The 24,482-nt window shown below is 38.5% G+C and carries 20 protein-coding genes and 1 pseudogene; 4 read left to right on the top strand and 17 right to left on the bottom strand.

Translation table 11 applies throughout. From position 1 onward, the window contains the following. On the bottom strand, window positions 1-158 hold a 158-nt coding region (gene tnpB / locus OKX56_RS15005), incomplete at its 3' end, for an IS66 family insertion sequence element accessory protein TnpB (RefSeq protein WP_353737774.1). Continuing rightward, a complete protein-coding gene (gene tnpA / locus OKX56_RS13545; protein WP_025206002.1) occupies window positions 152-508 on the bottom strand; it encodes an IS66 family insertion sequence element accessory protein TnpA in 357 nt (118 codons plus the stop codon). The genes tnpB and tnpA, both read right to left, overlap by 7 nt. A 94-nt stretch (window positions 509-602) precedes the next feature. Here tnpA and istB (OKX56_RS13540) point away from each other — a divergent pair, with 94 nt between their 5' ends. Both istB (OKX56_RS13540) and OKX56_RS13535 read left to right on the top strand, forming a co-directional pair. Next, window positions 603-1,256, top strand: a complete 654-nt coding sequence (istB, locus tag OKX56_RS13540; RefSeq protein WP_287896870.1) for an IS21-like element helper ATPase IstB — start codon at window positions 603-605, stop codon at window positions 1,254-1,256. Window positions 1,257-1,670: 414 nt separating this feature from the next. Continuing rightward, window positions 1,671-1,961 (top strand): hypothetical protein, encoded by a 291-nt coding sequence (locus tag OKX56_RS13535; RefSeq protein WP_144284052.1) that lies wholly within the window; start codon window positions 1,671-1,673, stop codon window positions 1,959-1,961. A gap of 271 nt (window positions 1,962-2,232) precedes the next feature. Here the strand turns inward: OKX56_RS13535 and OKX56_RS13530 are convergent, their stop codons facing one another. From OKX56_RS13530 to OKX56_RS13490, 9 genes and pseudogenes are all read right to left on the bottom strand, one after another. Further along, window positions 2,233-4,467, bottom strand: a complete 2,235-nt coding sequence (locus OKX56_RS13530) for a S8 family peptidase (RefSeq protein WP_287896866.1) — start codon at window positions 4,465-4,467, stop codon at window positions 2,233-2,235. Beyond that, complete coding sequence (locus OKX56_RS13525; RefSeq protein ID WP_025206005.1) at window positions 4,460-5,527, bottom strand: ATP-binding protein; 1,068 nt, start codon at window positions 5,525-5,527, stop codon at window positions 4,460-4,462. Before OKX56_RS13525 ends, OKX56_RS13530 begins: the two co-directional genes overlap by 8 nt. Window positions 5,528-5,786: 259 nt before the next feature. Continuing rightward, window positions 5,787-6,035 (bottom strand): annotated as a pseudogene (locus OKX56_RS13520) (hypothetical protein); the annotation flags it as partial. A gap of 212 nt (window positions 6,036-6,247) precedes the next feature. Then, the gene (locus OKX56_RS13515) at window positions 6,248-7,495 is read right to left on the bottom strand and encodes a recombinase family protein (RefSeq protein WP_025206007.1); all 1,248 of its coding nucleotides are present in this window, start codon (window positions 7,493-7,495) and stop codon (window positions 6,248-6,250) included. A gap of 372 nt (window positions 7,496-7,867) precedes the next feature. After that, complete coding sequence (locus OKX56_RS13510) at window positions 7,868-8,263, bottom strand: hypothetical protein (RefSeq protein WP_025206008.1); 396 nt, start codon at window positions 8,261-8,263, stop codon at window positions 7,868-7,870. Between the two features lie 301 nt (window positions 8,264-8,564). After that, a complete protein-coding gene (locus OKX56_RS13505) occupies window positions 8,565-9,449 on the bottom strand; it encodes a hypothetical protein (RefSeq protein ID WP_025206009.1) in 885 nt (294 codons plus the stop codon). A gap of 235 nt (window positions 9,450-9,684) precedes the next feature. Further along, window positions 9,685-10,146 carry a hypothetical protein gene (locus OKX56_RS13500; RefSeq protein ID WP_025206010.1) on the bottom strand — a complete coding sequence of 154 codons (462 nt, stop codon included), beginning with the start codon at window positions 10,144-10,146 and terminating at the stop codon, window positions 9,685-9,687. 16 nt (window positions 10,147-10,162) lie between these two features. Beyond that, complete coding sequence (locus OKX56_RS13495) at window positions 10,163-10,600, bottom strand: restriction endonuclease (RefSeq protein ID WP_025206011.1); 438 nt, start codon at window positions 10,598-10,600, stop codon at window positions 10,163-10,165. Window positions 10,601-10,635: 35 nt separating this feature from the next. Beyond that, window positions 10,636-11,406 carry a DUF6710 family protein gene (locus OKX56_RS13490; protein ID WP_025206012.1) on the bottom strand — a complete coding sequence of 257 codons (771 nt, stop codon included), beginning with the start codon at window positions 11,404-11,406 and terminating at the stop codon, window positions 10,636-10,638. Between the two features lie 93 nt (window positions 11,407-11,499). On the opposite strand from OKX56_RS13490, the gene istA reads away from it, so the two are divergent. Both istA and istB (OKX56_RS13480) read left to right on the top strand, forming a co-directional pair. Next, window positions 11,500-13,014, top strand: a complete 1,515-nt coding sequence (gene istA / locus OKX56_RS13485; protein WP_025206013.1) for an IS21 family transposase — start codon at window positions 11,500-11,502, stop codon at window positions 13,012-13,014. Next, window positions 13,007-13,747: an IS21-like element helper ATPase IstB gene (istB, locus tag OKX56_RS13480; protein WP_025206014.1), complete on the top strand. Its 741-nt coding sequence runs from the start codon at window positions 13,007-13,009 to the stop codon at window positions 13,745-13,747. Before istA ends, istB (OKX56_RS13480) begins: the two co-directional genes overlap by 8 nt. Before the next feature lie 318 nt (window positions 13,748-14,065). Here istB (OKX56_RS13480) and OKX56_RS13475 read toward each other — a convergent pair whose 3' ends face one another. From OKX56_RS13475 to OKX56_RS13450, 6 genes are all read right to left on the bottom strand, one after another. Further along, on the bottom strand, window positions 14,066-15,538 hold the full coding sequence (locus tag OKX56_RS13475; RefSeq protein ID WP_287896861.1) for a radical SAM/SPASM domain-containing protein: 1,473 nt from the start codon (window positions 15,536-15,538) through the stop codon (window positions 14,066-14,068). Between the two features lie 575 nt (window positions 15,539-16,113). Further along, window positions 16,114-17,403 carry an IS110 family RNA-guided transposase gene (locus OKX56_RS13470; RefSeq protein ID WP_287896860.1) on the bottom strand — a complete coding sequence of 430 codons (1,290 nt, stop codon included), beginning with the start codon at window positions 17,401-17,403 and terminating at the stop codon, window positions 16,114-16,116. 282 nt (window positions 17,404-17,685) lie between these two features. Then, window positions 17,686-18,699: a virulence RhuM family protein gene (locus OKX56_RS13465; protein ID WP_019226667.1), complete on the bottom strand. Its 1,014-nt coding sequence runs from the start codon at window positions 18,697-18,699 to the stop codon at window positions 17,686-17,688. 126 nt (window positions 18,700-18,825) lie between these two features. After that, window positions 18,826-21,732 (bottom strand): TOTE conflict system archaeo-eukaryotic primase domain-containing protein, encoded by a 2,907-nt coding sequence (locus OKX56_RS13460; protein WP_019226666.1) that lies wholly within the window; start codon window positions 21,730-21,732, stop codon window positions 18,826-18,828. A 95-nt stretch (window positions 21,733-21,827) separates the two neighbouring features. Continuing rightward, window positions 21,828-23,075, bottom strand: a complete 1,248-nt coding sequence (locus tag OKX56_RS13455; protein WP_019226665.1) for a recombinase family protein — start codon at window positions 23,073-23,075, stop codon at window positions 21,828-21,830. A gap of 331 nt (window positions 23,076-23,406) precedes the next feature. Then, window positions 23,407-24,192, bottom strand: coding sequence for a 4Fe-4S binding protein (locus OKX56_RS13450; RefSeq protein WP_068884122.1), 786 nt, complete (start codon window positions 24,190-24,192; stop codon window positions 23,407-23,409). Window positions 24,193-24,482 lie beyond the last annotated feature (290 nt).

The following is a 24,482-nucleotide window of genomic DNA, read 5'->3' as shown; positions in this document are numbered from 1 at the left end:
TTCCGACGCTTGCCACAGAACAGATAGAGACTGGATGCGAAAGGATCAATGCCGAAGGTTTCCTGGACAAGGGCTGCTAGTCCGTCAATAGATTTACGCATATCCGTATAACCGCAAGCGATGTAGATCTCTTTTGCTGCTGTAATGTCTCCTAACATAGAGATTTTAAAGCTAGCAAAACGGCTTCAAGAGTTTTTTGGGATGTTCCTTCCTTGACTTCAACCGTTGCGGATGGAAGATGAATGATGACGGCAGCACCAGTTCTTAATGTATCCACATGAAGTTTTGCAAATTCGACGGGCTTCTTGTTTTCAGGCTGTGTAGTCGGAAGTTGATGTAAATATGCTTTCATGCGGATTTGTTTCAGCCAGTAGTAGTATGCCGATTCACTTATATTATTCTGTTGACACCAAGATTTTACGGTCATACCACTAGCCTGAAATTCCTTAATCAACCGCACCCACTGTTCCATACGGAACTGGATTTTAACTGGGGTTATTTCATCCATTGTGATCCCTCCACTATCGTATTTCAGAGTACTTGAAAAACTTGAAAAACTCTGAAAACTTTGAAGTCTATTATCACATGGATCACCTTTTTACATAAGGCACTCTGTTGTTAAGCGCTTACAACGCGAGTGGTTGTCAAAGAAAAATGCCCGGATCGGGAGGCTCTTGCGCCAGGCTACGCTTGGCATGGATGCTTGCATTGAGGATATCGACTACACCGTCGATCGTACTATTGACAAAAAGGTTATCCAAACCCTGGCGACGTGCGCTTTCATCGAACAAAAACTTAACGTTGTAATTTCCGGCAAAACGGGAAGCGGTAAATCGTACATCGCCTGCGCCTTAGGGAATAGTGCCTGTCGGCAGGGTTATCCTGCTAAATACTTCCGAATGCCTGAATTACTTTTAGAAATTCAGGAAGCCAAACAGGAAAACCGGTATAGCCGGTATATGTCAAGCCTTCAAAACATCAAGCTCCTGATCCTAGACGACATTGGTCTGAAAGCTTACTCGCTTGAAGAAAGCCGAGACATCCTGGAAATCGCTGAAAGCCGTTACAACAAAGGTTCTATGGTGCTATCCGGCCAGGTTTCTCATACACAGTGGTATGATCTGTTCCCGGATCCAACAATTGCTGATGCCATTATGGACCGTGTGATTCATAATGCGTACATCCTGCCTTTGGATTCCAAAATATCTATGAGAGAAGTGACTGCCAAAAAGATGATCAAGGATCTGTCGTTTTAGAAAACAGGTTGTGGATAGTGCCGCTTTGGGGACAACCCTGCGCTTACGCTCCAGGTTGACCACAAAGCTTGGACAGGCAGCATGGGGTATTCCTTAAAAGAGCCTGACCACACTCTCCACAACCACGACGGCGAAGGTTCTTGTTGACCATATCCATAATTTGGGGTATGCTTCAAGGCATTGGGGCTACTACAAATTACATGAACAACTAACCGACAAAGTGTCCGGATGTTCCCGGTTTACTGTCCGGATAATTCCGGAACGGTGTCCGGATGCCTCCGGAATGCCTGTCCGGATACGCCGAAATACGCAAATACCGAGAGGTTTTTAAAAGCCTCCATCGGCTGGATCAGATACAAGCCTCTCTTGCTTTATATTACGCAAAGAGCTAATTACGAGACAGAAATCGCAAAAATGAAAAAGAACTTAGAAAATGTCATCCCTAAAATTTGTGATTATTTTGAGAATGATGACTTTAAAGCTATATTGACTGAGCTGGAATTTTATCATACGCATGTGCAAGAGCATTATAATGATTTTGAAAATACGAAGTCGGCTTGGCTAAAAATAATAAAATTTCTCAAAAATACTGAAAAAGTATACACAGAAAAAAGTTGTCCTCAGAAAAAGGGGAGATATCCACAAGTCAAAGGAACGGATTTGCCTATCGGCGCATCGTTTATGACTGTAAAATGGCCCAATTGAATACGATATTTGCTATGATATGTATACTTCACTTATTCTTTCGACAAAAGACAACAAATTTCGACATGCCTTGAGGATACAATAATGATATCGTGAAGACCCATTGGTTCCTTGGTGGAAGTGTATTTTTAAGAAAAAACAAAGATTATTCATCTCTTTTCTTCCAGCTTTATGGTGATATACAGCGCAAACTCTACTGAAATATATGATACAAATTTAAGAACAATATAAGAATGATCAAATATACTACCTGAAATAAATTAACTGGATTTTACTTAAACTCAATATCTTCATTTACTTTTTTATGAATATCAATTCTATTTTTAACATCAATTCTGTTAACCAGCCAACCATTTAAAGTGCAATTTTTTATAAATTCGTCAATTCTATTAATACCATTAGTTTCTTTCAATGTAACTATAACGCCAAAACGAATCCCCATTCCATCTTTTGGATCTAATCTATTGTTTGTTTTAATTTCCATCCCCCAATTTTTATTATTATATGATATTTTGGGCATCATTCTATCTTTAGGTCTTTCAGCAACATATTTTACGTTGTCCCATTTTCTAAATCTGTCTCTTGCTTCACCTTCTAGGAGATAGTTTTTCTCGGTATTTAATGCTTCCTCTTGATTTTGCTTATCACCTTTAATATCGATTACCTTTCCCTGATTATTGATTCTTCCGAAATGAAGATTAAGTTCTGTATTAGTATAATCAACACCTTGCGTTCTATCACACATAGGGAAATAACACATGGTTGCTCTTGCGATATATGGGTATTTATCATCTTTAATCGGAATCGGGAAATGATAATTATAAGTGTTCCATTTTTCGCTTACATCAGATACTAAAAATTTAATCTCATCTTCTTTTGTTTGAACAATATTGTCTATTTTGATAGGCACAACACCATGTCCATAAAGAGCGACTTCTTCCGGAGTTGGCTTTTCATTCCAATCTCTTGCAGCATCAATAATCATTGCTTTAGCAACTTCTCTGCTCAAACCTAAAACATCAATTAAATAGGATAATTTACGGGCAATCCAAGGAGAAGCAAACGAAGTACCAGCAACATTTGCTGCACCTAACGGTTCGCAAACTTGAATATATTGCTCCTCACTCCCGCCATAATAACTAATATCAGGTTTTGCAAAAAATGATAATGCAAGCCCTTTTCTTGCATATTTTGTTGATAGACCTTTCCTAGTCACCGCATTCACAACCATGCTGTTTATTGAATCAGCAGGCGAACCAATTTTCACAATATCATCACTAGGTTTATTTGTTCCTGCTACAACAAAAATAACATCATTTTCATACTGAATTTGATCTAATACCGTAGCTTCTGCGGAAATAAAATTATCATTAACTTCTTGATTACTCCCAAGTGAAATATTCCAGACTTTTATATCTTTATTATTAGCAATAATATTTTTTATTTGCTTTATAATTGTAAAAGATGAGAATTTTGAGCCAGTTGCAACACCAAAGTGGCGTACTTTAAATCTACCACATCCATCATCCAGCCATGGATTTAACCTAGCACCATCTACAATAAGCGAAGACACAGCCGTACCATGACGATAATCATTTGTGCTTTTCGGAAGATTATCATCAACCATATCATAATATTCTACCCATTCACTAAAATAAACACGTTTATCAAACAAGGTATCAATGACTCCAATAGTTGGTTCAATGCTCGGAGAAGGGATATACAACATACCCTGCTGGTATTCTTGAATAAAATCTTCGGGGGATAATTCTGCTAAATCCACCGTTGCCATTGAAACAAGGTAAGGAGCTTTTTCAAATAAAAGCTTTAACTGATTTTCGTCTAAAAATACTGTCTGGTTATCTAGTATTCTACTTGTTAGAATATCAATTCCTATATTTTTAAATAATATTTTTGTATCTGTACCGGTGTTATATATTGTAATAATGCTTTGCTTGAGTTGGGGGGGGGCCATCTCCACCTCAAAATCATCGATATATGAAACATCCGCTACCACTTGTTTAAAAACAGATTTGCTCATTGAAAATTGTTTAAATGGAACTTTATCGATTATTTTATTGTCATCAAAAATAGTTTTATTTATACCATCTTGAAACCTAGAGTTTAAAACATCACTTGCTTTAGAAAGCAAATCAATACTTTTATCTAAATCTATAATATCTAGAAAATAAGTAATTATATGTTTACTCTTTTCGCCATTGAATTTAGCCCCAACAATAGCAAAATTAGAGTCTTTTCCTCTAAACAATCCAGATATCCGATTACTTTTTGCAACTATTTTATTGTAATAAACACTAATTAAGATGCCTTGAAAAGGTTTTTTTTCTAGTTCCCAAAACTCTTTAATTTGACCTAGTTTAGATTTCAGTCTAAGCAATTGCTCACTTGACACTACTTTTTTACTGTTCAGGGCAGCTCCTCCGCCATTGCCGCTTTTTGAAGCTTGAACAAATCGCTTACCTTTCAGTTCTAGTACATTATTCATCTTGATCTTCCTCCTTATTCAGCTTTCTTGATACAGCACTTTTAGATTCCCCTTTAAGTTTTTCTATTTCTCTCACTGTAAAACCTTGTATATGAAGTTGGGTAATGTCAGTTTGTTCGAGATTACCGATTAGATTATTGTAAAGTCTTCTTAAGTAGTCATGCTCAAAATTCACATCACTAAATGCTAAAGATGTTTTTATAATATTTTTTAGTTCTCCAGGATACGGTAGGTTATCTGTTGCTTTCAATATTTTTTTAAATAACCTTGTATCTTTTGAAATACCTTTAAAATTTTTAATAAAAGATGAGAAGTAATACTCAGCAACTTCAATCAAATCTTCCTTACTATATCGATTAAAATTAATGACTGCATCGAAACGCCTTGTTAATGCTTTGTCAAAATTTGAATATAAATTTGTTGTTGCAATAATTACTATTTCTTTATTTAAATCAGTCAACCTATCGAGTTCTCTCAAAATAGTTGAAGTAACTCTGCCCATTTCACGTACATCATTAGAATTAATCCTATCCAATGCAATTACATCTATTTCATCGAATAAAATAACAACTTTATTTGAATGTGGAATCATATTTATTTCATTAAATACGCTTGTAATATTTTTATTAGTTTGACCTAATTTACTGTCAATTAAGTTATCAAAATCAACATAAAACAATGTTCTATCCAGTAACCGAGCTACATGCTTAGCAGCCTCTGTTTTCCCACTACCAGGCAACCCTTCAAACAAAAACTTGTTAATTCCTACATTATGATTTACAGCATTAATAATACCTTTTATATCACCAGATATCTCCATAGGTAAATTAAGTGGTTCCATCCCTCTAGTATCTAATTGCTTTAAAAACTCACTTACAAAATCACTACTTTGAGGCGTATACAAATTTGATTCTGAAATTAAACTCATAATATATTCAGCTAACTGATAGTCACCAATACTATCAAAGTATCTTGCTATATTAATGGATTCATTTCTAAAAGCATTCTCGTTTCTTTCAACATGATATTTTATTAAATTTAAAACGTTTTGCTTTTTCATAATATCGGCCCTCCAATTTCTTTTCTTATTATATCATGTAGCGGGACAAATTGTACATATGTGGGACAAAAATTGTTTAAGTCATTATATTTTGCTTTGCAAATTATGATACTTATATTTTCTTCTAAGATTTTTCATAATAATCTTTTTTCCAAATATAAGAATATAAAGAAAGCCGTGAACTGATTTCAACTCACGGCTTTTGCTAATTTCTATTCTATTTCACCACGTTGCAACAGGCATACAACCTCACTGTGACTTGTCTCGTTGTTTTACCCACCCATGCCTGCGTTATCTCATCAGTTAAAATTGCAAAATCACGTTTATCTGTTATGTAGCGTTTTTCCCATTCATCGATCCGTTTCTTTCGAACTTCAATTGTATTCAAACGCTGGTTGATCCAATTACGAGAATATCCCTTTTTGAGATAAGTTTCCAAAGCTCGGTCAATAGCAAGCTCCGGATCTGCTGTTTTGTCAATCCGCTCGCTACCCACTCGAGCCCACCACAAATTTAAACGGTTATCCGCTAAATAGCCCACCGCTGTCTTTTTTTGTTCATATTCATTTCAAACGATACTAAACAAAAAGACCTTGCAAAGCATAAAACAAGCCTCTCAGCTTGTCTCTTCTGCGTTGGACTTTACCCCAATCAATTTTTGTCGAGGCTTTACCCTCCATTCTTATTAATAATTATTAGTATATCACAGATTCAGTCATTCTAGAATGAGCTTTCCTCCTGTGACCCATTCTTGCAGATAACCAGGATAGATGCATCAAAAACCTGGATTTTATCAACTTCATTCCTGATTATGCCTTCATCATAAACTCCGTTCGGGCAAACAGCCGTACTCAGAGTATCCTGTACCCGTCCTTCATCAAGAGTAGGGGAATGGGGACATGCCTCCTTGCCTTTCTCAATCCGGGTCGCGCAGCGCCAAACAACTTTGCCTCTTTCCGTTCTTCTTCGATAAGATGCGCCGCAATCGCCGCATACAAGCAAATTCCCCAGAAGGTATTTGCCGTTATATTTACTGCCGCTGATTTCCACGGTGCCATCCTCATTACTGATAACCCTTGAACGCTTGGCCATTTCCTCCTGAACCTTGTCGAATACTTCAGCAGAGACAATAGCTGGATGACTGTCTTTCACATAATACTTGTTTCGCTGCCCATCATTTCTTCTTTTCTTACCGGTCATAAAATCCTCGGTAAAGGTCTTTTGAAGCATGGTATCGCCTTTATATTTCTCGTTCTTTAGCATGTCACGAATCGTTTTCACATTCCAATCATCTTTGCCTGTTGCTGTTTTAATCCCCTGAGATTCCAGATAAGCCTTTATTTGTCCCAGTGACAGGCCATGCAAATATAAATCAAATATCTTTCTGACTACTTCTGCCTGGTCCGGAACTATGACAATCTCACCGTCAACGCAAGTGTATCCCATGAAATTCTTGTACTTCGTGTAGATCTCGCCCTTTTCAAACTTGCGCTGAATTCCCCATTGAATATTCTCGCTGATATTCCGGCTTTCGTCCTGTGCCAGCATGCCCCTCAGCGTAATCTCAAATTCTTTATCTGCCTCGATTGAGTCCAGTTTCTCATTTTCAAAATGCATATTGATCCCTCGCTCTCGTAAAAATCTTACAATCTTCAAAACCTCCAGCGTATCCCTCGATACCCTGCTGATTGACTTTGTGATAATGTAATCGATTTTACCTTTTTCTGCTCTCCTGAGCAGTTTATCCAAACTTTTTCTGCCGCTTCGTCGAAGTCCACTTTCGATATCATAGAACACACCGGCAAATAGCCAGTTGGGATGGCTTTTTATCATTTTCTTATATGCGCTTATCTGAATCTCAAGGCTGCGCATCTGCTCTGGCCCGGATGTGCTGACTCGGCAGTAGGCGGCAACCCTGAGCTTTTTATTTTCTTTGGGTTTAGGCGGTATGATTCGAACATTCTTCATCTCAACCTTTTATTTGTGTAAACATAAACTGGATAAGACACCCATACAATTACATTTTACAAAACAAAAGACGTGAAAGATAGCCTTCACGTCAAAAACACATTTCTGTGTTCGTCCTCCTAAACCCTTTATACATCAGCGTTTCAGCCTCTGCAACAGGATTATTACCTCCACATGCCTTGAGGATACAAAAAAGATGCCGTATTCCTCTGGTACCCCCTTGGCGGGGAGGCATCTTTCAGAAGCAGACGCCTGGTTAGGGCATTTTTTTGCAAATTTAGCGTCTGAATTTGCGTTACAGTTCAAATGAATTGTAAGCAATAAAACCTTCAAAAGCGTGTTCATCTCTTGAAGGTTTTATTGCTTACAATTTTAGTTCCAACCATTTATAATTTCCACTAAAGCATCAAGCGACTTTTCATCCATTGGCAAGTCGATATCTGTGATTATCCAATGTTCGTTGGAACACACTCCTATACGATCCATTAGAACATGATGGTTCCCACTACTCGGGTCTTTATCTGGAGGTTGCAAAGATACTAAAAATTCTATACCGTCTTTTGTTATTTCAATCCATTTCCAGTTAGATAGATCGAAGGGCTTATTTAAACGACCGCCGGATTTATATTCCTTCAGACCTTTTCCGGCGGAGCCACGCTTTTTAACCTTAAACCCTTGTTTTTCAAGGTAGTTAGCAATCTTTAGTCTTTCGGCTTCCCGACATTCTGTATATACCTGTTTGATTAGTTCAAAAAGTTTTTCATTCATATACCTATTGACTCCGTGATTTTATTTGCGAGTTTTTTTACGAAGTATTGATTGCTTGTACGTCCATTTTGCAAAATATGTTGTCCTATATCGGTCTTGATATATTTCATTTTTGAAACCTACCGCAATATTAATGCCTTCGTATTACTATCCGCATTTACCATTAAATAACATAACCGTACCAGAGCGGCGGCTGCATAGCTTTTAGCGTGAAGAAGTTCTATAAGTGCGACAATAGCATAATACAAGGTATCTGAATGTTTATCCTCGCCAACCGACAATATAAAGTTTATCGGTTCAACTAATCCTTGTCCAGTTCCCGGTCGCTAATCCAATCCTGAAATATTGGATAATTTTTAACTTGTCCTGCCTTCGCCTTCAGATTCTCGATGATTTTCTCCTTCTGCTTGTCGCTCATGGAATCGGAAGCTTCCTGCGCCGTTTTCAGTATGTTTGTAAATTCGTTTCCGACCACGCTTGTGATATGCTGATCTTTTGCCTCAATACGCCCGTTGCCATTTACAATCTGCGTTCGATCCCAATTTTCCCTGCTTCCTTTACTGTAAAGCGTGATTAGCATTATGCCCATCATATTTGTGATGGTTCCATATGTCCGATCGTCTTCATAGCAAAAGGTGTAGCTTTGGATTCCTCTGTGGAAAGTGGCATGTGGTCTCACCCAGGTCACTTCTGTGTTACCGGATATTTCTTTTATCTTTTCAAAAAAGAAAATATGATGCTCGATTGTTCCGATGTCGCTTCGCTTATTTAGGAGGTATTCCCGCATGTTCCATTCACAGGAAATCAGATGTTCAAAGGCATCAAGGCCGACTACATGGTTCCCCGTAAAATCCAGCAGATCCAAATAGAGGCTTCTCCAGCTTAAGGATGTCAGAAAGTAATGTAATCTGGAATCGTAATCAAACTGAATGCGTTCTTTCTTTTGGTACGGATGGAACAGGGTGTTTGCAAAGTAGGTCTCTTTTTCACTGAATAAGTCCTCGCAGCTGGCACATAGCATATGGTGCTTTTCGCTATCTTGTGCAGGGACATTCGGATTATCCATGTTCCTGATATTACCGACCGCAGTTTTCTTCAAAGCGCGCATCACCATCTTCGGAACGATGTGACTCAGCTCAAGCTCTGTTTCAGTGCCGCAAAGCGCACACTTTTTTAATTGATACATTCCATCACCCCCCCAAATATCGATTCTAATTATACTAGAAGAGAGAATATCTTCTCACATCTCTGGTATCCCCTTGACGGCTACGTGTATTTCAGAAACAGCCAGTTGCAGGTTGAATTTTGCCATATCAATGACTGCATTTTGCTTTACAACCTATGTAAAATTGCAAGCAATAAAACATTCAAAAGCGTGTTGTCCTCTTGAATGCTTTATTTGATACAATTACCTGAGATATCTATTTTTCTTTGAAAATTACTTGACCATCTTTATTAAAGGTCCACTTTTCAAGCTGTTGATCGAAAATAACTGTATCTATAGTTCCATCGAGCATTTTATAAAGAAGAGTCGCTACTTTGGCTCCCTCGTCGATTACTGTCGTACATACTGATTCGTGACTGTTAAATTCATAGTCGAAGCCGCGAACCGGAACTGTAACTCCACACAGATTAATATATCTTATCTCCTCAAACTCATATTTACCCTTTGTTGTTTGGCCCGTAACCCTTTTAAATGAATTAAATATTGGAGACAAAACTTGCTGGAATGTTTCAGTCTCATCACCATTCTCGTTATAAAAATATGTTTCAGTCGTATCCGTTTTTTGCTCGTTTCCAAAATTGCTTCCTAATGCTGCAGTTATCTCATCCCGCTGAGAAGGATCAGCTATAAGCCAAGCTGTAATGCGAGGTGTATCCATAAAGATCATCCTCATATTAATAAAACAGTCGCCTTAATCTTCCCTCCCAATCCTCTTCATTAAACTCTTTGAGAATAGCCAACTTTATATTTTCATCTTTGGCAAACTTTACTGCTCCCTTAGTAAACCCTTTTGTTGTAACGACTATTGCATCATCAGGTTTTATTTGAGCGACAGCTCCATAAAAATCGCGAATGATGCCAATTCCAACAATGTCGTTATAATCCTTACATTCAACTAAAATTCTTTTTTTATTACCTTGCTTTTCGATTGTAACGTCAATCTGATGCTCGGCGGTTTTTCCTTTGCCTCTTAAACGTAAGTCGTGGATTACTACATCATCTTCTTCAAAAATCTTATAAACCACAGCAGCCAGTCTTTCATATTTTGTGCCGACTTTCAATTTCTCGTTAGTGATATGCCTATCATAAATATTATCCAGGTAATCTGACATTTTCCCCTATCTCCTTGAAGCCTATTGGTAATTGCTTAACCCAAAAATGAGATATCATTTTTGATTAACAATCTACCAATTTCATATATAGCACCTAATTCAAAGTTCCTGACCTCTTGGATAACTTGGTTACTTTCATTATCCCTGTAGTGGATTCCATCAAATCTAGCCTTTTCGTATAACGGAGCTAAGTCAACCACCTCTGTTGGATGAATAATGCCTTCTCTTTTTATAATACCGCTTAAGATTGAATGATTACCATTATAAACAATAGTAATGCCAATAGGTAAAAATAATATTGACCTATGATTCAATTTATCAAATTCAAATGGATCCTCGCAATCAGCACCTATTCTTGTTATAGCACTTTCAAATCTATCGATATTCCAAGCGACTGGAATTACTAAGTTATCTTTTAAGCTTATTGACATTTCTCCATTATTTTCGATAGAAACGCTTTTGTATATATATTCATTATTGTTGTCTTTTACATCACGACCCAAATCAATAAACAATACTTCTACATCGTCAACTTCTTGTCCTGTAAAAAGTTGCATTAGAAGTCTCTGCAAAACCGATAAACCAATTCCATTAATATATCTGTAAATTGGGTGTAGAAAATTATCGGATGTTTCCGATTTATCAATAATTCTTTGAGCTATACCAAGAATACTTTTTAATTGTTTTTTTCTGTCTTCATTCTTTTTATTTATAAAAAACATCTTTTTATATCCCCATTGTGAATGGTAAACTAAACCATACCATTTTACGCCAATGAAAGCATACAAGTTTCTGCCACAAAGCATACAACATTTCGCCAACGACCATACAACTTAAATCAAAGACGGCTCTCGTACTTTGTTAGAATAGAACTAACAAAGAAGTCAGGAGCTGTTAGAATGAAAGGATTTAAGATGTATAAACAGATACAGCAACTTAAGGAGATAGGATTCACTCGGTCTCGAGCAGCCAAGCAGCTGAACATAAATCGGGAAACCGTAACACGGTATTGGAATCTGACGGCGGATGAATTTGCCATACAGTTGTATAGCATTAACCGGGAGCTGTTACTTTCAAAATATGAGGAAATTATCATCAGCTGGCTGAGACAATATCCAACAATGACAGCTGCGCAAGTATGCGATTGGCTCAAAGAGCATTATGGAGAAGAATATATCAAAGAACGTACTGTCAGCCGTTATGTCAAAGGATTACGAGATAAATACAATCTTAAAAAGTCCAACCATCCCAGGGATTATGAGGCTGTAGAAGAGCTCCCAATGGGTCAGCAGCTACAAGTGGACTTCGGTGAAAAGTGGATGCAATCCATTGATGGAGGACGTGTAAAGGTTCGCTTCGCAGCCTTCGTACTCGCTCATGCCCGTTACAAATGGGCCTTCTTTCAAACTCGCGCATTCACAACAAGCGATCTGGTTCGCAGCTGCCATGAGTGCTTCAGATACATGGGAGGAATGCCGCTGGAGCTGGTATTTGATCAGGATAGCATTGTCAGTGTTTCAGAAAACTATGGAGATATTATTCATACCTTTGAGTTTGAGAAGTTTCGGCAGGAATGCAATTTAAAAGTATACCTTTGCCGCGCAGCTGATCCGGAAAGCAAGGGTAAGATCGAAAATGTCGTTAAGTACATCAAATATAATTTCTTGGAAAACAGACTCTTTGCTGACGAAGACATTCTCAACAATTCGTTCCTGAATTGGCTGGATAGAACCGGCAACGCCAAGACTCACGGTACTACTAAAAAGATACCGGCTAAAGTGTTTGAGGATGAACGAGAACACCTTAGCCCCCTGCTGGACATACGATCAAACAGTGATGTAACCATCTACAGGAACGTTCGAAAAGATAACACCATCGTTTACGACAGTAACCGATACTCTTTACCTCTTGGTACATACAACAAGCAAAAAGAGGTCAGCATTGAGGCGAAGAGTGAAAGATTGATCATTATGACCGTTTTCGGTGAGTTTATCTGTGAACATCCAATCGCAACCGGCAGAGGTCAATTAATAAAAAGCACCAGTCACTCCAGAGATGTTACCGACTCGATGGATAAAGCTCAAAATACGGTTGATGCGTTGTTATTATTCAAGGCAACAGATTTTCTGCAGACAATCCGAACAGAAAAAGCGCGCTATGCCCGTGATCAGTTTCGTCTGCTGCAAACATTATGCGATAAATATGGGATTGATGACGTGCTAAATGCCATCAAATATTGTGAGGTGAGCAAACTCTACGGAATAACTTATGTAAAGGATTTTTTAGAGCACAGTGCCAAGCCAAAACAAGTAATCGTCCTCAATGCTATTCCGGTTAGCAACAGCAAGTACCATGTAACCACTGAGAAACGCTCTCTGGACGTTTATGCAAAGGCAGGTGGCAGCCATGAATGAACGGATTGAACGTGTCAATGCATTGGTGTCTGGACTGCATTTGGCCCCTGTCGATTTAGAAAACCTTTATGCTAAAAAGAACAATCTCACACCTCTGGAAAGCATTGAGGTTTTCCTTTCAGAGCAACAACGTCTTCGGACGGAAAAACAAAATCTAATTCGTAGAAGAAGAGCAAATCTACCCGCCGAAAAAACTTTGGAAACCTTTGACTTCGGATTCCAACGCAGCGTATCCAGAGAGCAGATGCTAAGGCTGTCCGACATGACTTGGGTCGAGCAAGCGTTCAACATTTGTTTCTTGGGGCCACCCGGTATCGGAAAAACACATTTGGCCTTATCTTTAGCGGTACAGGCTTTAAACTTGGGTTATGCCGTAGCTTTTACGACCTTGGATGAACTCATGATTACACTGAAAACCTCACAAATCTCAACAGCCAGTAAGAGACGCATTAAAATACTCAACTCGGCAGCCCTGGTTATTATTGATGAGGTTGGTTTTATGCCGTTATCTACTACAGAAGCAAATTTGTTCTTCGGCTTTGTGTCCTCCATGTCCGAGAAAACATCACTGATTATTACCTCAAACAAGGGTTTTGATGAATGGGCTGACTTCTTAGGTGATGCGACGATAACAACTGCAATTTTAGATCGGCTTATCCACCACTGCGAGATTTTAAACATGACAGGCAACAGCTACAGACTTCAACACAGGAAGACAATTACTCAATGCTAAAATGTTGTATGGTTTGTGGCGAAAAGTTGCTGGTTTTACTTGACTGCTTACACCCATATTATATTGATGGTTTATTGTTCTGCTCAGACCAGCGAAATTACTTTTGCTGGCACCAAGGCTAATCACACGTACAAGCTGATAAAACTGATAGATTTCTGATTATCGTTTTTTTGTTTAGCACAAGGCAGAGGTTTGTACCTCGATACAGATATCATCTGGTGTTCGCAAATCGCTGCTTTCCCAAGAGGAGCTTATTCCCTCCGCAGTATCAATAATTAAACGGCATACCCTCTCTAATTAATCTGTCTCGTCTTTCTTTTAATTGCCCATTTCTTTCCATTCAAGCATCATTTTTCTATTAAGTTTTGCGATATCACAAAAATACTCATTAACTGCTAAAGGATCCCCCAGAGGGTCTTCATTTGCGTTTCTAACCATACACATGGTACAAAAATCTTTATCAGGACATTGAATACATTTAGGAAAATCTTTTCTTCGCAAGCCTCTTAGATATTGTATTCTTTCAGAATTATTCCAAATATCTTCGAGAGAAGTTTCTTTTACATTACCAATATTATAATCCTGCCAGCCAGCACATGGATATACATTCCCGTTGTCAGCTATGCAAATGGATGAATGACAAACGCTACAAACAAAATCGTTTGATGTAATATTCTTTTTCTTCTCCGCTTCCCTTTCCATTTGCTCCATATAACTTGTATCAATCACAACAATATCGTTAATCACTTCTCTGATTTCATTAATGGACAGACGGTTACTAAGATTTTGTGTTGTATGATTATATCTTGCTATGATGACATAATCATCTCCGACATGAATCTTATGTTTTTTCGCCCAATTTTTAACATCATCATAACAGTTTTTGTTTTGCTTCATTATTGGACAGCTTATTTGTAAAGGTATATCGTTTTCAATAAGTTTCAAAATTGCATTTTTTGTTTTTTTAAAACTTCCTTTCATTTGGGTTATTTCATCGTGAATATTGGAATCCATTGAGTATAATGAGACTTGAACGCCTAAAAGAGGGTTTGTTCTCATTTCTTTGATAATTTCATCATTAAGTAAAGTTAAATTGCTAAGGACATTTACTGAAAAATCGTATTCTTTGCATTTTCTTAAAAAATCGCAAAAGCTTTTGTGCAACATTGGTTCCCCACCACTTAATGTTAAATGCAATAACCTCATATTTTTACATTGTTCTAAAACATCATAAAACAAATCAGCTTCGATATCGCTTACTTTATTCTCATGTGGAATATAGCAATGTACGCATCTTTCGTTGCACTTGCTTGTAATTTCTATGTGTAAATTTGTAAGTTGAGGTTTGTCTTTAAAGTATTCTTCTAAAAATTCCTGTGAGGATTTTTCAGGATGCATAATAGTCGGAGAATAATCTTTTTTTATTATCTCAGGTTCTAGTATTTTGTACGAAAACTTTGTGTCTCTTTTTTCGCATTCCTGAATTGTTTCGCCAGATACAATAAATCCATCCTGTTCAAGCATAAAATAAAAGTCTCTGGCATCATTCTTAATTATTTCAATGTCAACATCTGTAAATTGCTTATTTATTTTTTTGGCGAGATCATCAAGGGTTTGAGGTTTTCTACCTAAAGCAGAAAAAAATACAGCCCCACTTTCCGATAGAATTTTATCTCCGATGTTGTTTTTGTTATCATCAGTTCGTTTATATCCGAAATTCCTATTGTCCGTTACATACCCGAAGGACTCATAGTTTCTGAATATAATATTAGATTTTTGTTTGAAAAACATTACAATTTCTCCTTAGTAATCAAGCGACGAGTTTTCATTTATAACATCGTCGCCTGATTAAACTGTCCATTATCGTCCACCTGGCTTTGGTGGATTACAAGGTCTTCCACTCGGTTTACTATTGGGTGTGCATTGTGCCATCTGTACAGTACTTTGTGCCAATATCACAGGCTTTGCGTAAACCATATTTTTCACCTCCTATCTCAATTTTTGAAATATATCAACAGATTGCTCCGCCAATCGCATTATCTCTTAAAATGCAATATTTTACATGACTTTCGCCGGTGTTATCCAAAACTCACCCTATCATAACTCGCTGGGTCTATGCCCTTACATTCCTTCGTTCTGTTTTATGGATAAAAACGGAGATAGCGTTTAAGCTTTGGTGCTGGGTCATGCCCTAATGGAGGTGATCTCCTTATCTCCGCTTTATCGGCGTGTTTCATGTTTCTTGCTTTGCTGCGCCATAGGCACTGCCTTATCGGATGTCAAGGGCGGCGCAGCCGTTTATTTACCCTTGACATCCAGTACGTAACCAAAACCCTTGTAATGGGTTGCTTAAGCCGCTTTTAGGCTTAAGCAGCTTGATTGCTGATTTGGTTCTTTCTGCATTCCCCAAGCACTAATTCTGCCTTGTATTCTGTTTGCTTTTTTACCAGATTGTATATTACTGTTATTATTTTTTCGGAAATAACAACAAGTGCTTGCTTTTTCTTAAGCGGATTGGTTTCGCGCGTTTTCAGGTAAAGGTACAGTTCTTTCATTTCTTTGTTTACTGCAACCATGGTCATGGCCATCCGGTATAAAATACTTCTCAAGTTTTTCCTTCCGCGCTTGGAGATTGCTGTTCCACTTTTACTCTTGCCGGAGCTGTCTTCAACAAGGTTGTATCCGGCCATTTTGCTTATCTGACGCGGATGGTCAAATCTCAGCGGATCGCCTATCTCGCCTAAAAAACTTGCTGCGGTGACCACTCCTATACCGGGGATGCCGAGAATGATTTCCCCGATTCCTGTCTCTGCCAGAGCCAGTTCCATTTTGCTTTCCACTTGTTCGAGCTGCTTTGTTAGTAATTCCAATTCCTCGATCATTAACTCTAATTTCAATTTTGACGACGCTGTTCCATAACTCACGCCTATGGAGTTTTGGGCTGTTTCTACAAGCTGCTGAGCTTTTTTCCTGCCTACTGTCTTTTTGACGGCTTTCTTTATCTCGGCAAGTACTCCCTCAACTCCCAATTCAAGTATCAGTGAAGGGAATGGGCAGGTCTTTAATATCTGCATGGACGCTTTCCCGTTTAATGCATTTTTGAATACGAGTTTCATTTCAGGAAAGTATTCATCCATTACTGCTGTGATGGTGTTTTTTAAAGCGTTATGCCGCTTCATGAGGCTGATCCTGGCGTTTGACAGCACTCTTAGTTCCGCGAATATATCTTGGGGCATATATACTTCGTAATACCTGCCGTCACGCACAAGTTTCGCTATGGTTAGAGCATCTTTCTTATCGCTCTTGGTCTGGCTGTTGTCATCCAGCTCTTTGGCTTTTTTGGTGTGGTAGGGATTAACCATGACTACTTTTACTTCTTGCATCAACAGATAGTTGGCCAGCGGTTTCCAGTAGTGCCCTGTGGGTTCCATTCCTACGATTACGTCGTCAAGTCTTTTGTTCTTGCAAATTGTTTCGATGCTTGCTAAGATAGTTTCGAAGCCGGTTTTATCGTTCTGGAATTTCAGGGCTTTCCCCAATTCTATGCCACGATAATCCACGAACCGGGCCCACTGCGTTTCTTTGGCGATGTCTACTCCCACTATTAGTGTTTTAGGTGTTATTGCTTCTAATTTAATATTGTTACGGTTCTTCATCTGCTTACATCCCCCTGATTTTCTGTGATTTTTGTGCGTTTGTCAGGCACACTTAAATCATAGCAGGGGGTTGTTTATTTCTCAAAGATCATTTTCATTCATTACAGGAATGCTTTTCGACAAGAATTAGCTTTTCATAGAGAAATTATACTACAAAAATGGAATTAAGAGGAAAAAATTCAGTTTCAAGACAAAGTAATGATCTGCACAATGCTATCAGGTCTACTTGTAGATTCATCAATTTGCATCACCATTACCTCGTATGGTTAATATTCGGGAATATTATTGTTTCGTATTTCCCTTTAAATACTTCTCCATAGTTTTATCAAATTCTGAAATATATCTTTCATCTTGCCTTACACGAAATTTTTCATATTCTTTTTTTGCCTTATCCATGGCATCCTCATGGCTTATCTTTCCCGAATCCTTTAAAACCTCGCGACGATTAAACTTTAAAAACTCGTCAGTGATATGTAGCCAGTCTTTCATTGTCATAATATTTTGATTTAACGCCTGAAACTCAGCATAATCAATGTACATTGTCACAATTCTATTCAGTCTATCCAACTCATTTTGGTTAAGATAATTCTTTGCTACCTTCACATCACTCTTTAAAATTTTGCCGTGAGGTGACGCTTTCCATGTAGTCAATCCCATGGTTGGATGTTCACTGTCCGCCCGTCCATGGATAATTTCGGCGGCAGTTTTTCCTGTTATGGCAAAGTGCATTTTATTTTGCACAAAGGCATAAAATATTTTCGTTTCCTCGGAATTGGAGTTGTAATCGCTACTGCACTGTTCAAAAACATCAGCAATCTTCTGATAAGCTCTGCGTTCAGAAGCTCTGATTTCCCTGATGCGTTCTAAAAGTTCATCAAAATAATCCTTACCGAATGGCCTGCCGTTTTTGAGCATATCATCATTTAATACAAATCCTTTGACGATATATTCTTTCAAAGTCTGAGTAGCCCAAATTCTGAATTGCGTAGCTTTTTTGGAGTTGACCCGATAGCCAACAGCGATAATAGCATCGAGATTATAATAGTTGGTATTATATGTTTTTCCGTCTTCGGCAGTATGTGCAAATTTTGCACATACTGCTTCTTCTTTCAATTCATTTTCGGTAAATATATTCTTCAAATGTTTGGTGATTACCGTTCTATCCACGTCAAAAAGCTCACCCAGGGCTTTTTGGGTCAGCCAAAAACTTTCCTCTGCATAATAGACATTGACTCTTATCTTTCCTTCGTCAGTCTGGTAAAGAATGATCTTACTTTGTTTTGATATGTCGCCCACGTGACATATCCCTCCTTTTTATACCAACCATAACTTTTCATAGACAATTATACCAAACATATGTTCTGTATGCAATGTAAAAATGCAGGCATATTTTTTCCATTTTGTAATCACACCCGTTAATATCTATAGCATTTCTTCAATCGTACCCACCAGTTCATTCGCTATATTAACGCTGTCCAGCCTCATTATGCTTTCCTCCGAACTGCCGAAGCTCAAAAGGTTAATACTTCCGTACCATACAATCTTCTGATCGATTACCGCAAACTTCTGATGTATATTTGATTTAAAAATAAGGTTTGCTCCTGTTAATCGTACGGCATTAATCATATCTGAAAATGCCAACCTGTCCTTTTCCTTATAATCGCCCTCCGGTCTGGTGATTATGGTCAGCTTGGCCCCATTGTTAATTCCGGAAGACAGGATATTCAACATCTGATTCAGACGTTTTTTTGTCATATAAGGGCTGACAATAACAATGTCTGATTTTGCAGAAGAAATATCATTACTGAATACCGTCATAAAACTATGGTTATCAAAAATAGCATTCGTAGCTTCAAACGGCTTACTGTCGCTTTTGGCCGAATATCCTATGGAAGAGTATCCTTTAAGTCTCTTATGGTACATCCTTTCAAGCACACCGACATGAACGTCCACATAATCATAAACTTGGACTTCACTCTTGTTTTGATATAAGCGGTGAAGCCGTCCGGCATACTGCTGCACTGTTCCTTTCCAAGCAACCGGCATTGCCAGAAAAAGTGTATCCAACCTTGGTTCATCAAAGCCTTCGCCGACAAACCGACCGGTGGCCACAATAACAATACTCTCATCCGTCGGAATGCTTGAAAGCTTTTCATGCTTGATTCTTCTTTCTTTAGCAGTCATTCCTCCGGTTAATTCAATAACGTTTGGCATTACTCTTGACAATTCCCTGGCGATTGCCTCGACATGAGCCGTTCTTTCTGTCAAGACAATAGGATTTCGCCCTTCTTTCACACATTGAGTGACATCATCAACAATTAACTGATTCCGTATTTGGCTGGTACTGATTTGAGAATAGATTTCGCCAATAGACCACTCTTTCTCGTCCTGGCTTACCGGTTTTCTGAATGGCGTAAAACGCGGAATAATATAATGCTCAAATGGTCTTTTTTCAGCTTGTTCTTTAGCATCAACCTTATGCCGCACCGGGCCGCAATGCATAAATATGATGGGATGATGACCGTCCTGCCTCACCGGGGTTGCTGTCAATCCATAGACATACTTAGCCGGAACGTTTTTAAGAATCTGCTCAAAGCTGAATGCCGGTACATGGTGGCACTCATCAATAATAACCATGCCATAATCCTGGACAACATCTTTTACGTCGTCGCTTTTCACCAATGACTGCATAATCGCAATATCAATAATCCCACTTAAATTTTTCTTGCCGCCGCCAAGCTGTCCAATAATACTACGGCTCTTTTTCCTGCCTCGTCTTTTAATGGGATCGATAGGCAGCTCTTCATTAATCGTCAAAAATTGGTTCAATCGCTCTTGCCACTGCTCCAATAACTGCTGTGTATGAACAAGTACAAGCGTGTTGACTTTTCTTTCAGCTATTAGTTTTGCCCCTATTACTGTCTTCCCAAATGCGGTGGTTGCGGCTAAAACCCCATTATCGTGCTGCAGCATTGAGTAAACGGCATCCCCCTGTTCATCACGAAGATGTCCCTTGAATTGAACCTTGATAAATTTACCGGAAACGGTTTCGTCCGTCCACTTAATTTCAGAATTCATCGGTTCAAACAGATTTATTAAATCAATCGCACATCCTCTTGGAAGGCAAAGATAATCCGGCGTTTCATCAGACAAAGAAATTATTCTGGGCTTATTAAATGTCGGCAATCTCATAGCCTGCGCCTTATAAAAGTCAGGGTTACGGAAGGCCGCCAGGCGTTTCATCATATTTAGGGCTTTATTAGAGAATCCATCTTTGCGAACATATAGCATGTCGGCTTTTGTAATGTTAATAGTATCCGGAATATCGTTTTTACATAACCGTTTGTCTATCCGCGTCTTTTCCCATGGCTTCGTTTCTTCGTCTTCAATTTGCCTTAAATCTCCCAATTCATTACCGGTGCCAAGCTGGGAAATGTACCCGTTTATTTCCTCTTCGCTTAACTTCCGAACAGAGCTTAAGAAATGCCACTGATCACTATAGGGTTGAAACTTCTCATCAATAAATACGCTGTTATCACTTTTTCGTGCGTTGACTTGCAGAGGCAATACGATCAGATTCCCAAATCCGCCTTTGGGGAGTGTGTCCTGATTGGGAAACAACCGGTCATATGAACTAAATTTAATCTCATGCCTTTTTGACATGGCATGGGTTAGAAGCAGTGTGCCAAATTTTCTGGCCGTTGCCGCACTGATTTGATCCTTGAAAAAGAACCACGCATGGCCACCGTTCCCGGATTGCGACCGTTCAACGACAAAGGGAATACTTTTTTCGGTACAAGTATTTCTTAATGCATTTATATCTTTCTGCCAACCATCGTCATCAAAATCCATCGCAAGGAAGCTGCAGGTCTCATCCGGCCGCATAGGATAAACACCGTATACTGCCTTACCTCTTAAATGATTATCAATTGCAGAGGAATCAAGAATCGCATATTTTTTATTCTCACAGTCGGAACACTTGATTTTCGGCTTGCCGCAAATCCCTTTAGCCCATTCATTCAGACAAACTGGAGAATATCCCGATTTACCTTCTTTATTCTGCCATCTTTTAGCATATACATCATCCCTGCCTCTGAACAACGACATGAATAGATTAATCTTTTCCTGTGGAGAACTATTATTGGTTACTCGTTCAGAGCTATTAAATTGGTCTGAAAGGTCTTTTTCCTCTTCCATTGCATGAACTTCATTGTCGAATAAGGGCAATACCAACCCAAGCTGAATCTTGAAATCTTCATTTTCAACCTTCAGCCTTTTATTTTCTTCCAACAGCTTTTGGTATTTTCTATAAAGTTCTTCATAATCCATTGTTTTACGGTATCCTATCGTTAGTATCCTTATATAAATTGGTAAAATATACAAATATTATTTTATTAGTTTGGATGTAACAATGCAAGGATATATCAAAAACAGATTTTAGTCTGCTCCCCATTTTTATAGCTAATCATAGTATACAAATTATAAATCTGAATTCTAGCAACTTTATTCCTGATTATACCTTCATCATAACCCCCATTCTCACAAACAGCTTCTGCCAGAACATCCTGTATCCATCCTTCATCCATGGTGGGGGAATGAGGGCAAGCATCTTTGCCTTTTTCAATCCTTGTCGCACAGCGCCAGACTACCTTGCCCCGCTCAGTTCTCCGACGATAAGATGCTCCGCAATCTCCGCACACGAGCAAATTTCCCAGAAAGTATTTGCCATTATATTTACTTCCGCTGATTTCTACTGTGCCATCCTCGCTGGTAACAAGCCGCGCACGTTTCGCCATTTCTTCCTGAACCTTGTCATAAATTTCGGCAGAAACTATGGCGGCATGGCTATCCTTTACATAATACTTGTTCCGCTGTCCGATATTTTTGCTTTTCTTTCCGGTCATAAAATCCTCAGTAAAGGTCTTTTGAAACATTGTATCGCCCTTATATTTCTCGTTGGTTAACATCCTCTGGATCGTTTTTGTATCCCAAATTTCCTTGCCCGTTACAGTCTTAATTCCTTGGGCCTCCAGATAATCCTTAATTTGTCCTAACGTCAGGCCTTGTAAATATAAGTCAAATATCTTTCTTACCACCTCTGCCTGTTCCGGCACAATGACTATCTCACCGTCAACGCAAGTGTAGCCCATGAAATTCTTATACTTCGTCAATATCTCGCCCTTTTCAAACTTGCGCTGAATTCCCCATTTGATGTTCTCGCTGATATTTCGGCTTTCGTCCTGTGCCAGCATACCCCTAAGCGTAATTTCGAATTCTTTATCCGCTTCAATTGAATCCAGCTTCTCATTTTCAAAATGCATATTGATCCCTCGCTCTCTTAAAAATCTTGTAATCTTCAATATCTCCAGCGTATCTCTTGATACCCTGCTGATTGACTTTGTGATGATGTAATCAATTTTGCCTTTAGCCGCTTTTTTGAGCAGCTTGTCCAGACTTTTTCTGCCGCTTCGGCGAAGCCCGCTTTCAATATCATAATAAACACCGACAAAAATCCAGTTGGGATGGCTTTTTATCATCTTCGTGTATGCACTTATTTGAATCTCGAGACTGCGCAGTTGCTCCGACCCGGAGGTACTGACCCTGCAGTAAGCGGCAACCTTGAGCTTTTTATTCTCTTTGGGTTTAGCAGGTATAATCCTTACATTTTTCATTGTCCTTCACATCTATATAAAATGAGACACCCATTAATATTCTACCAAAAAGAAAAGACGCAGCGAGGAAATTCACTCACGTCAAAGCATATCTCTTACGACAATCCCGCTAAGCCTTGCAGCGTCAGCGTTCCACACGTTGCAACAGGATTACGGCTTCCGTATGCCTTGAGGATCCAAAAAAGATGTCGTACACATCTGGTATCCCCTTGGCGGAAGCTAATATTTCAGATAAAGTCGCCTGGATAGGCTTACTGTTATTTCTCCACCCTTTTGCTTCTATCATTCTTAATTGTTAAAGAAATGGATCGACACCTGCTCATAGCACCATCTATAAAAATAGCGTTATTAAATAGGTTAACAACATGTAAAGCATTCCTGCCATTGCTACAAGCAAAACTAAGGGGATTTTTCTACCTGCAAAACTATTAGTTAATGCCCCTTTCTTTGGACATACAGCAATGCATTTTTGGCAGTCAAAACATTCAGCCGATATTACCTTCTTCATTTTATGCACCTCTAGATTTGAGGGACATTTCTTTGTACATAACGTGCAATTGATGCACTTATCTTCGCATCGGACGATACCACTGGGGCTAAACCGACCTGCAATTCCGGCGACTGCACCCTGTATGCAGATATATTTGCAGAAGAATCTATCAATAAAGAATGAGCCAATAATTGTTACAAACATCAACATAATACTTATCCAGGCTAATCCAGGTATTATGTTATATTGCTCAAACACATCGTCAACACTGACTTGTAGCAGTAACTTGCCGCTTGCAATGGATAATACTGCAAAACCTGCAAGTATGATGTATTTCGCTGCTCTAAGATATTTATCGAGTGTTGCAGGAACTGTGACCCTTTTTTTTAAAAGCTTGAATCCTATATATCCAACACCCCTTTGCAGCGCCCCTACCATGCATAAAAAACCACAAAAGCTTCTTTTGAAGATAATGGCAAACAAAATAAATGTTATTAGGACTGCCATAATGCTAAGTTGAATTGCATTTTCGAAAGTCTCCTCAATAAGGAAACTAAAAACAAACGGGAATATTGTTAGAAAAAAAGGAATGGCCGTTTTTGCTAATTTCTTAGTATTAATATTCATTACATGACCTCCGTATATCTGGTTTGGTTTACATCTACGAATTACAAATCTTCACAAAAATACCTCCTGATTATTTATGTGATAATAATGTCAAATCACATTAAACAAACAGGAGGTATAAAATTAAACAAATCCTAAACTCTTTCTTTTTCAATTTAATTAATAACTCAACTTTCCCACCATTAAATAATGGTTAAAGCCATGATTTTTCTGACACATCAGGTTGCAAACAACAATCGTTCTTTGAAAGACCGTGGAATAGTGCTAAGAAAAGTATCCATAATCATATT

This window comes from Dehalobacter sp., assembly GCF_030063005.1.
In the GTDB taxonomy this organism is placed as follows: Bacteria; Bacillota; Desulfitobacteriia; order Desulfitobacteriales; family Syntrophobotulaceae; genus Dehalobacter; species Dehalobacter restrictus.
The sequence above is the reverse complement of the archived record's forward strand: the minus strand, read 5'-3'. Positions and strand labels throughout refer to the sequence as shown.

What these genes read in the sequence shown, in the direction of transcription:
- tnpA (WP_025206002.1), bottom strand. Translation starts at nt 508, where the DNA reads ATGGATGAAATAACCCCAGTTAAAATCCAGTTCCGTATGGAACAGTGG.
- OKX56_RS13535 (WP_144284052.1), top strand. Translation starts at nt 1,671, where the DNA reads ATGAAAAAGAACTTAGAAAATGTCATCCCTAAAATTTGTGATTATTTT.
- OKX56_RS13530 (WP_287896866.1), bottom strand. Translation starts at nt 4,467, where the DNA reads ATGAATAATGTACTAGAACTGAAAGGTAAGCGATTTGTTCAAGCTTCA.
- OKX56_RS13525 (WP_025206005.1), bottom strand. Translation starts at nt 5,527, where the DNA reads ATGAAAAAGCAAAACGTTTTAAATTTAATAAAATATCATGTTGAAAGA.
- OKX56_RS13515 (WP_025206007.1), bottom strand. Translation starts at nt 7,495, where the DNA reads ATGAAGAATGTTCGAATCATACCGCCTAAACCCAAAGAAAATAAAAAG.
- OKX56_RS13510 (WP_025206008.1), bottom strand. Translation starts at nt 8,263, where the DNA reads ATGAATGAAAAACTTTTTGAACTAATCAAACAGGTATATACAGAATGT.
- OKX56_RS13505 (WP_025206009.1), bottom strand. Translation starts at nt 9,449, where the DNA reads ATGTATCAATTAAAAAAGTGTGCGCTTTGCGGCACTGAAACAGAGCTT.
- OKX56_RS13500 (WP_025206010.1), bottom strand. Translation starts at nt 10,146, where the DNA reads ATGGATACACCTCGCATTACAGCTTGGCTTATAGCTGATCCTTCTCAG.
- OKX56_RS13495 (WP_025206011.1), bottom strand. Translation starts at nt 10,600, where the DNA reads ATGTCAGATTACCTGGATAATATTTATGATAGGCATATCACTAACGAG.
- OKX56_RS13490 (WP_025206012.1), bottom strand. Translation starts at nt 11,406, where the DNA reads ATGCTTTGTGGCAGAAACTTGTATGCTTTCATTGGCGTAAAATGGTAT.
- istA (WP_025206013.1), top strand. Translation starts at nt 11,500, where the DNA reads ATGAAAGGATTTAAGATGTATAAACAGATACAGCAACTTAAGGAGATA.
- istB (WP_025206014.1), top strand. Translation starts at nt 13,007, where the DNA reads ATGAATGAACGGATTGAACGTGTCAATGCATTGGTGTCTGGACTGCAT.
- OKX56_RS13475 (WP_287896861.1), bottom strand. Translation starts at nt 15,538, where the DNA reads ATGTTTTTCAAACAAAAATCTAATATTATATTCAGAAACTATGAGTCC.
- OKX56_RS13470 (WP_287896860.1), bottom strand. Translation starts at nt 17,403, where the DNA reads ATGAAGAACCGTAACAATATTAAATTAGAAGCAATAACACCTAAAACA.
- OKX56_RS13460 (WP_019226666.1), bottom strand. Translation starts at nt 21,732, where the DNA reads ATGGATTATGAAGAACTTTATAGAAAATACCAAAAGCTGTTGGAAGAA.
- OKX56_RS13455 (WP_019226665.1), bottom strand. Translation starts at nt 23,075, where the DNA reads ATGAAAAATGTAAGGATTATACCTGCTAAACCCAAAGAGAATAAAAAG.
- OKX56_RS13450 (WP_068884122.1), bottom strand. Translation starts at nt 24,192, where the DNA reads ATGAATATTAATACTAAGAAATTAGCAAAAACGGCCATTCCTTTTTTT.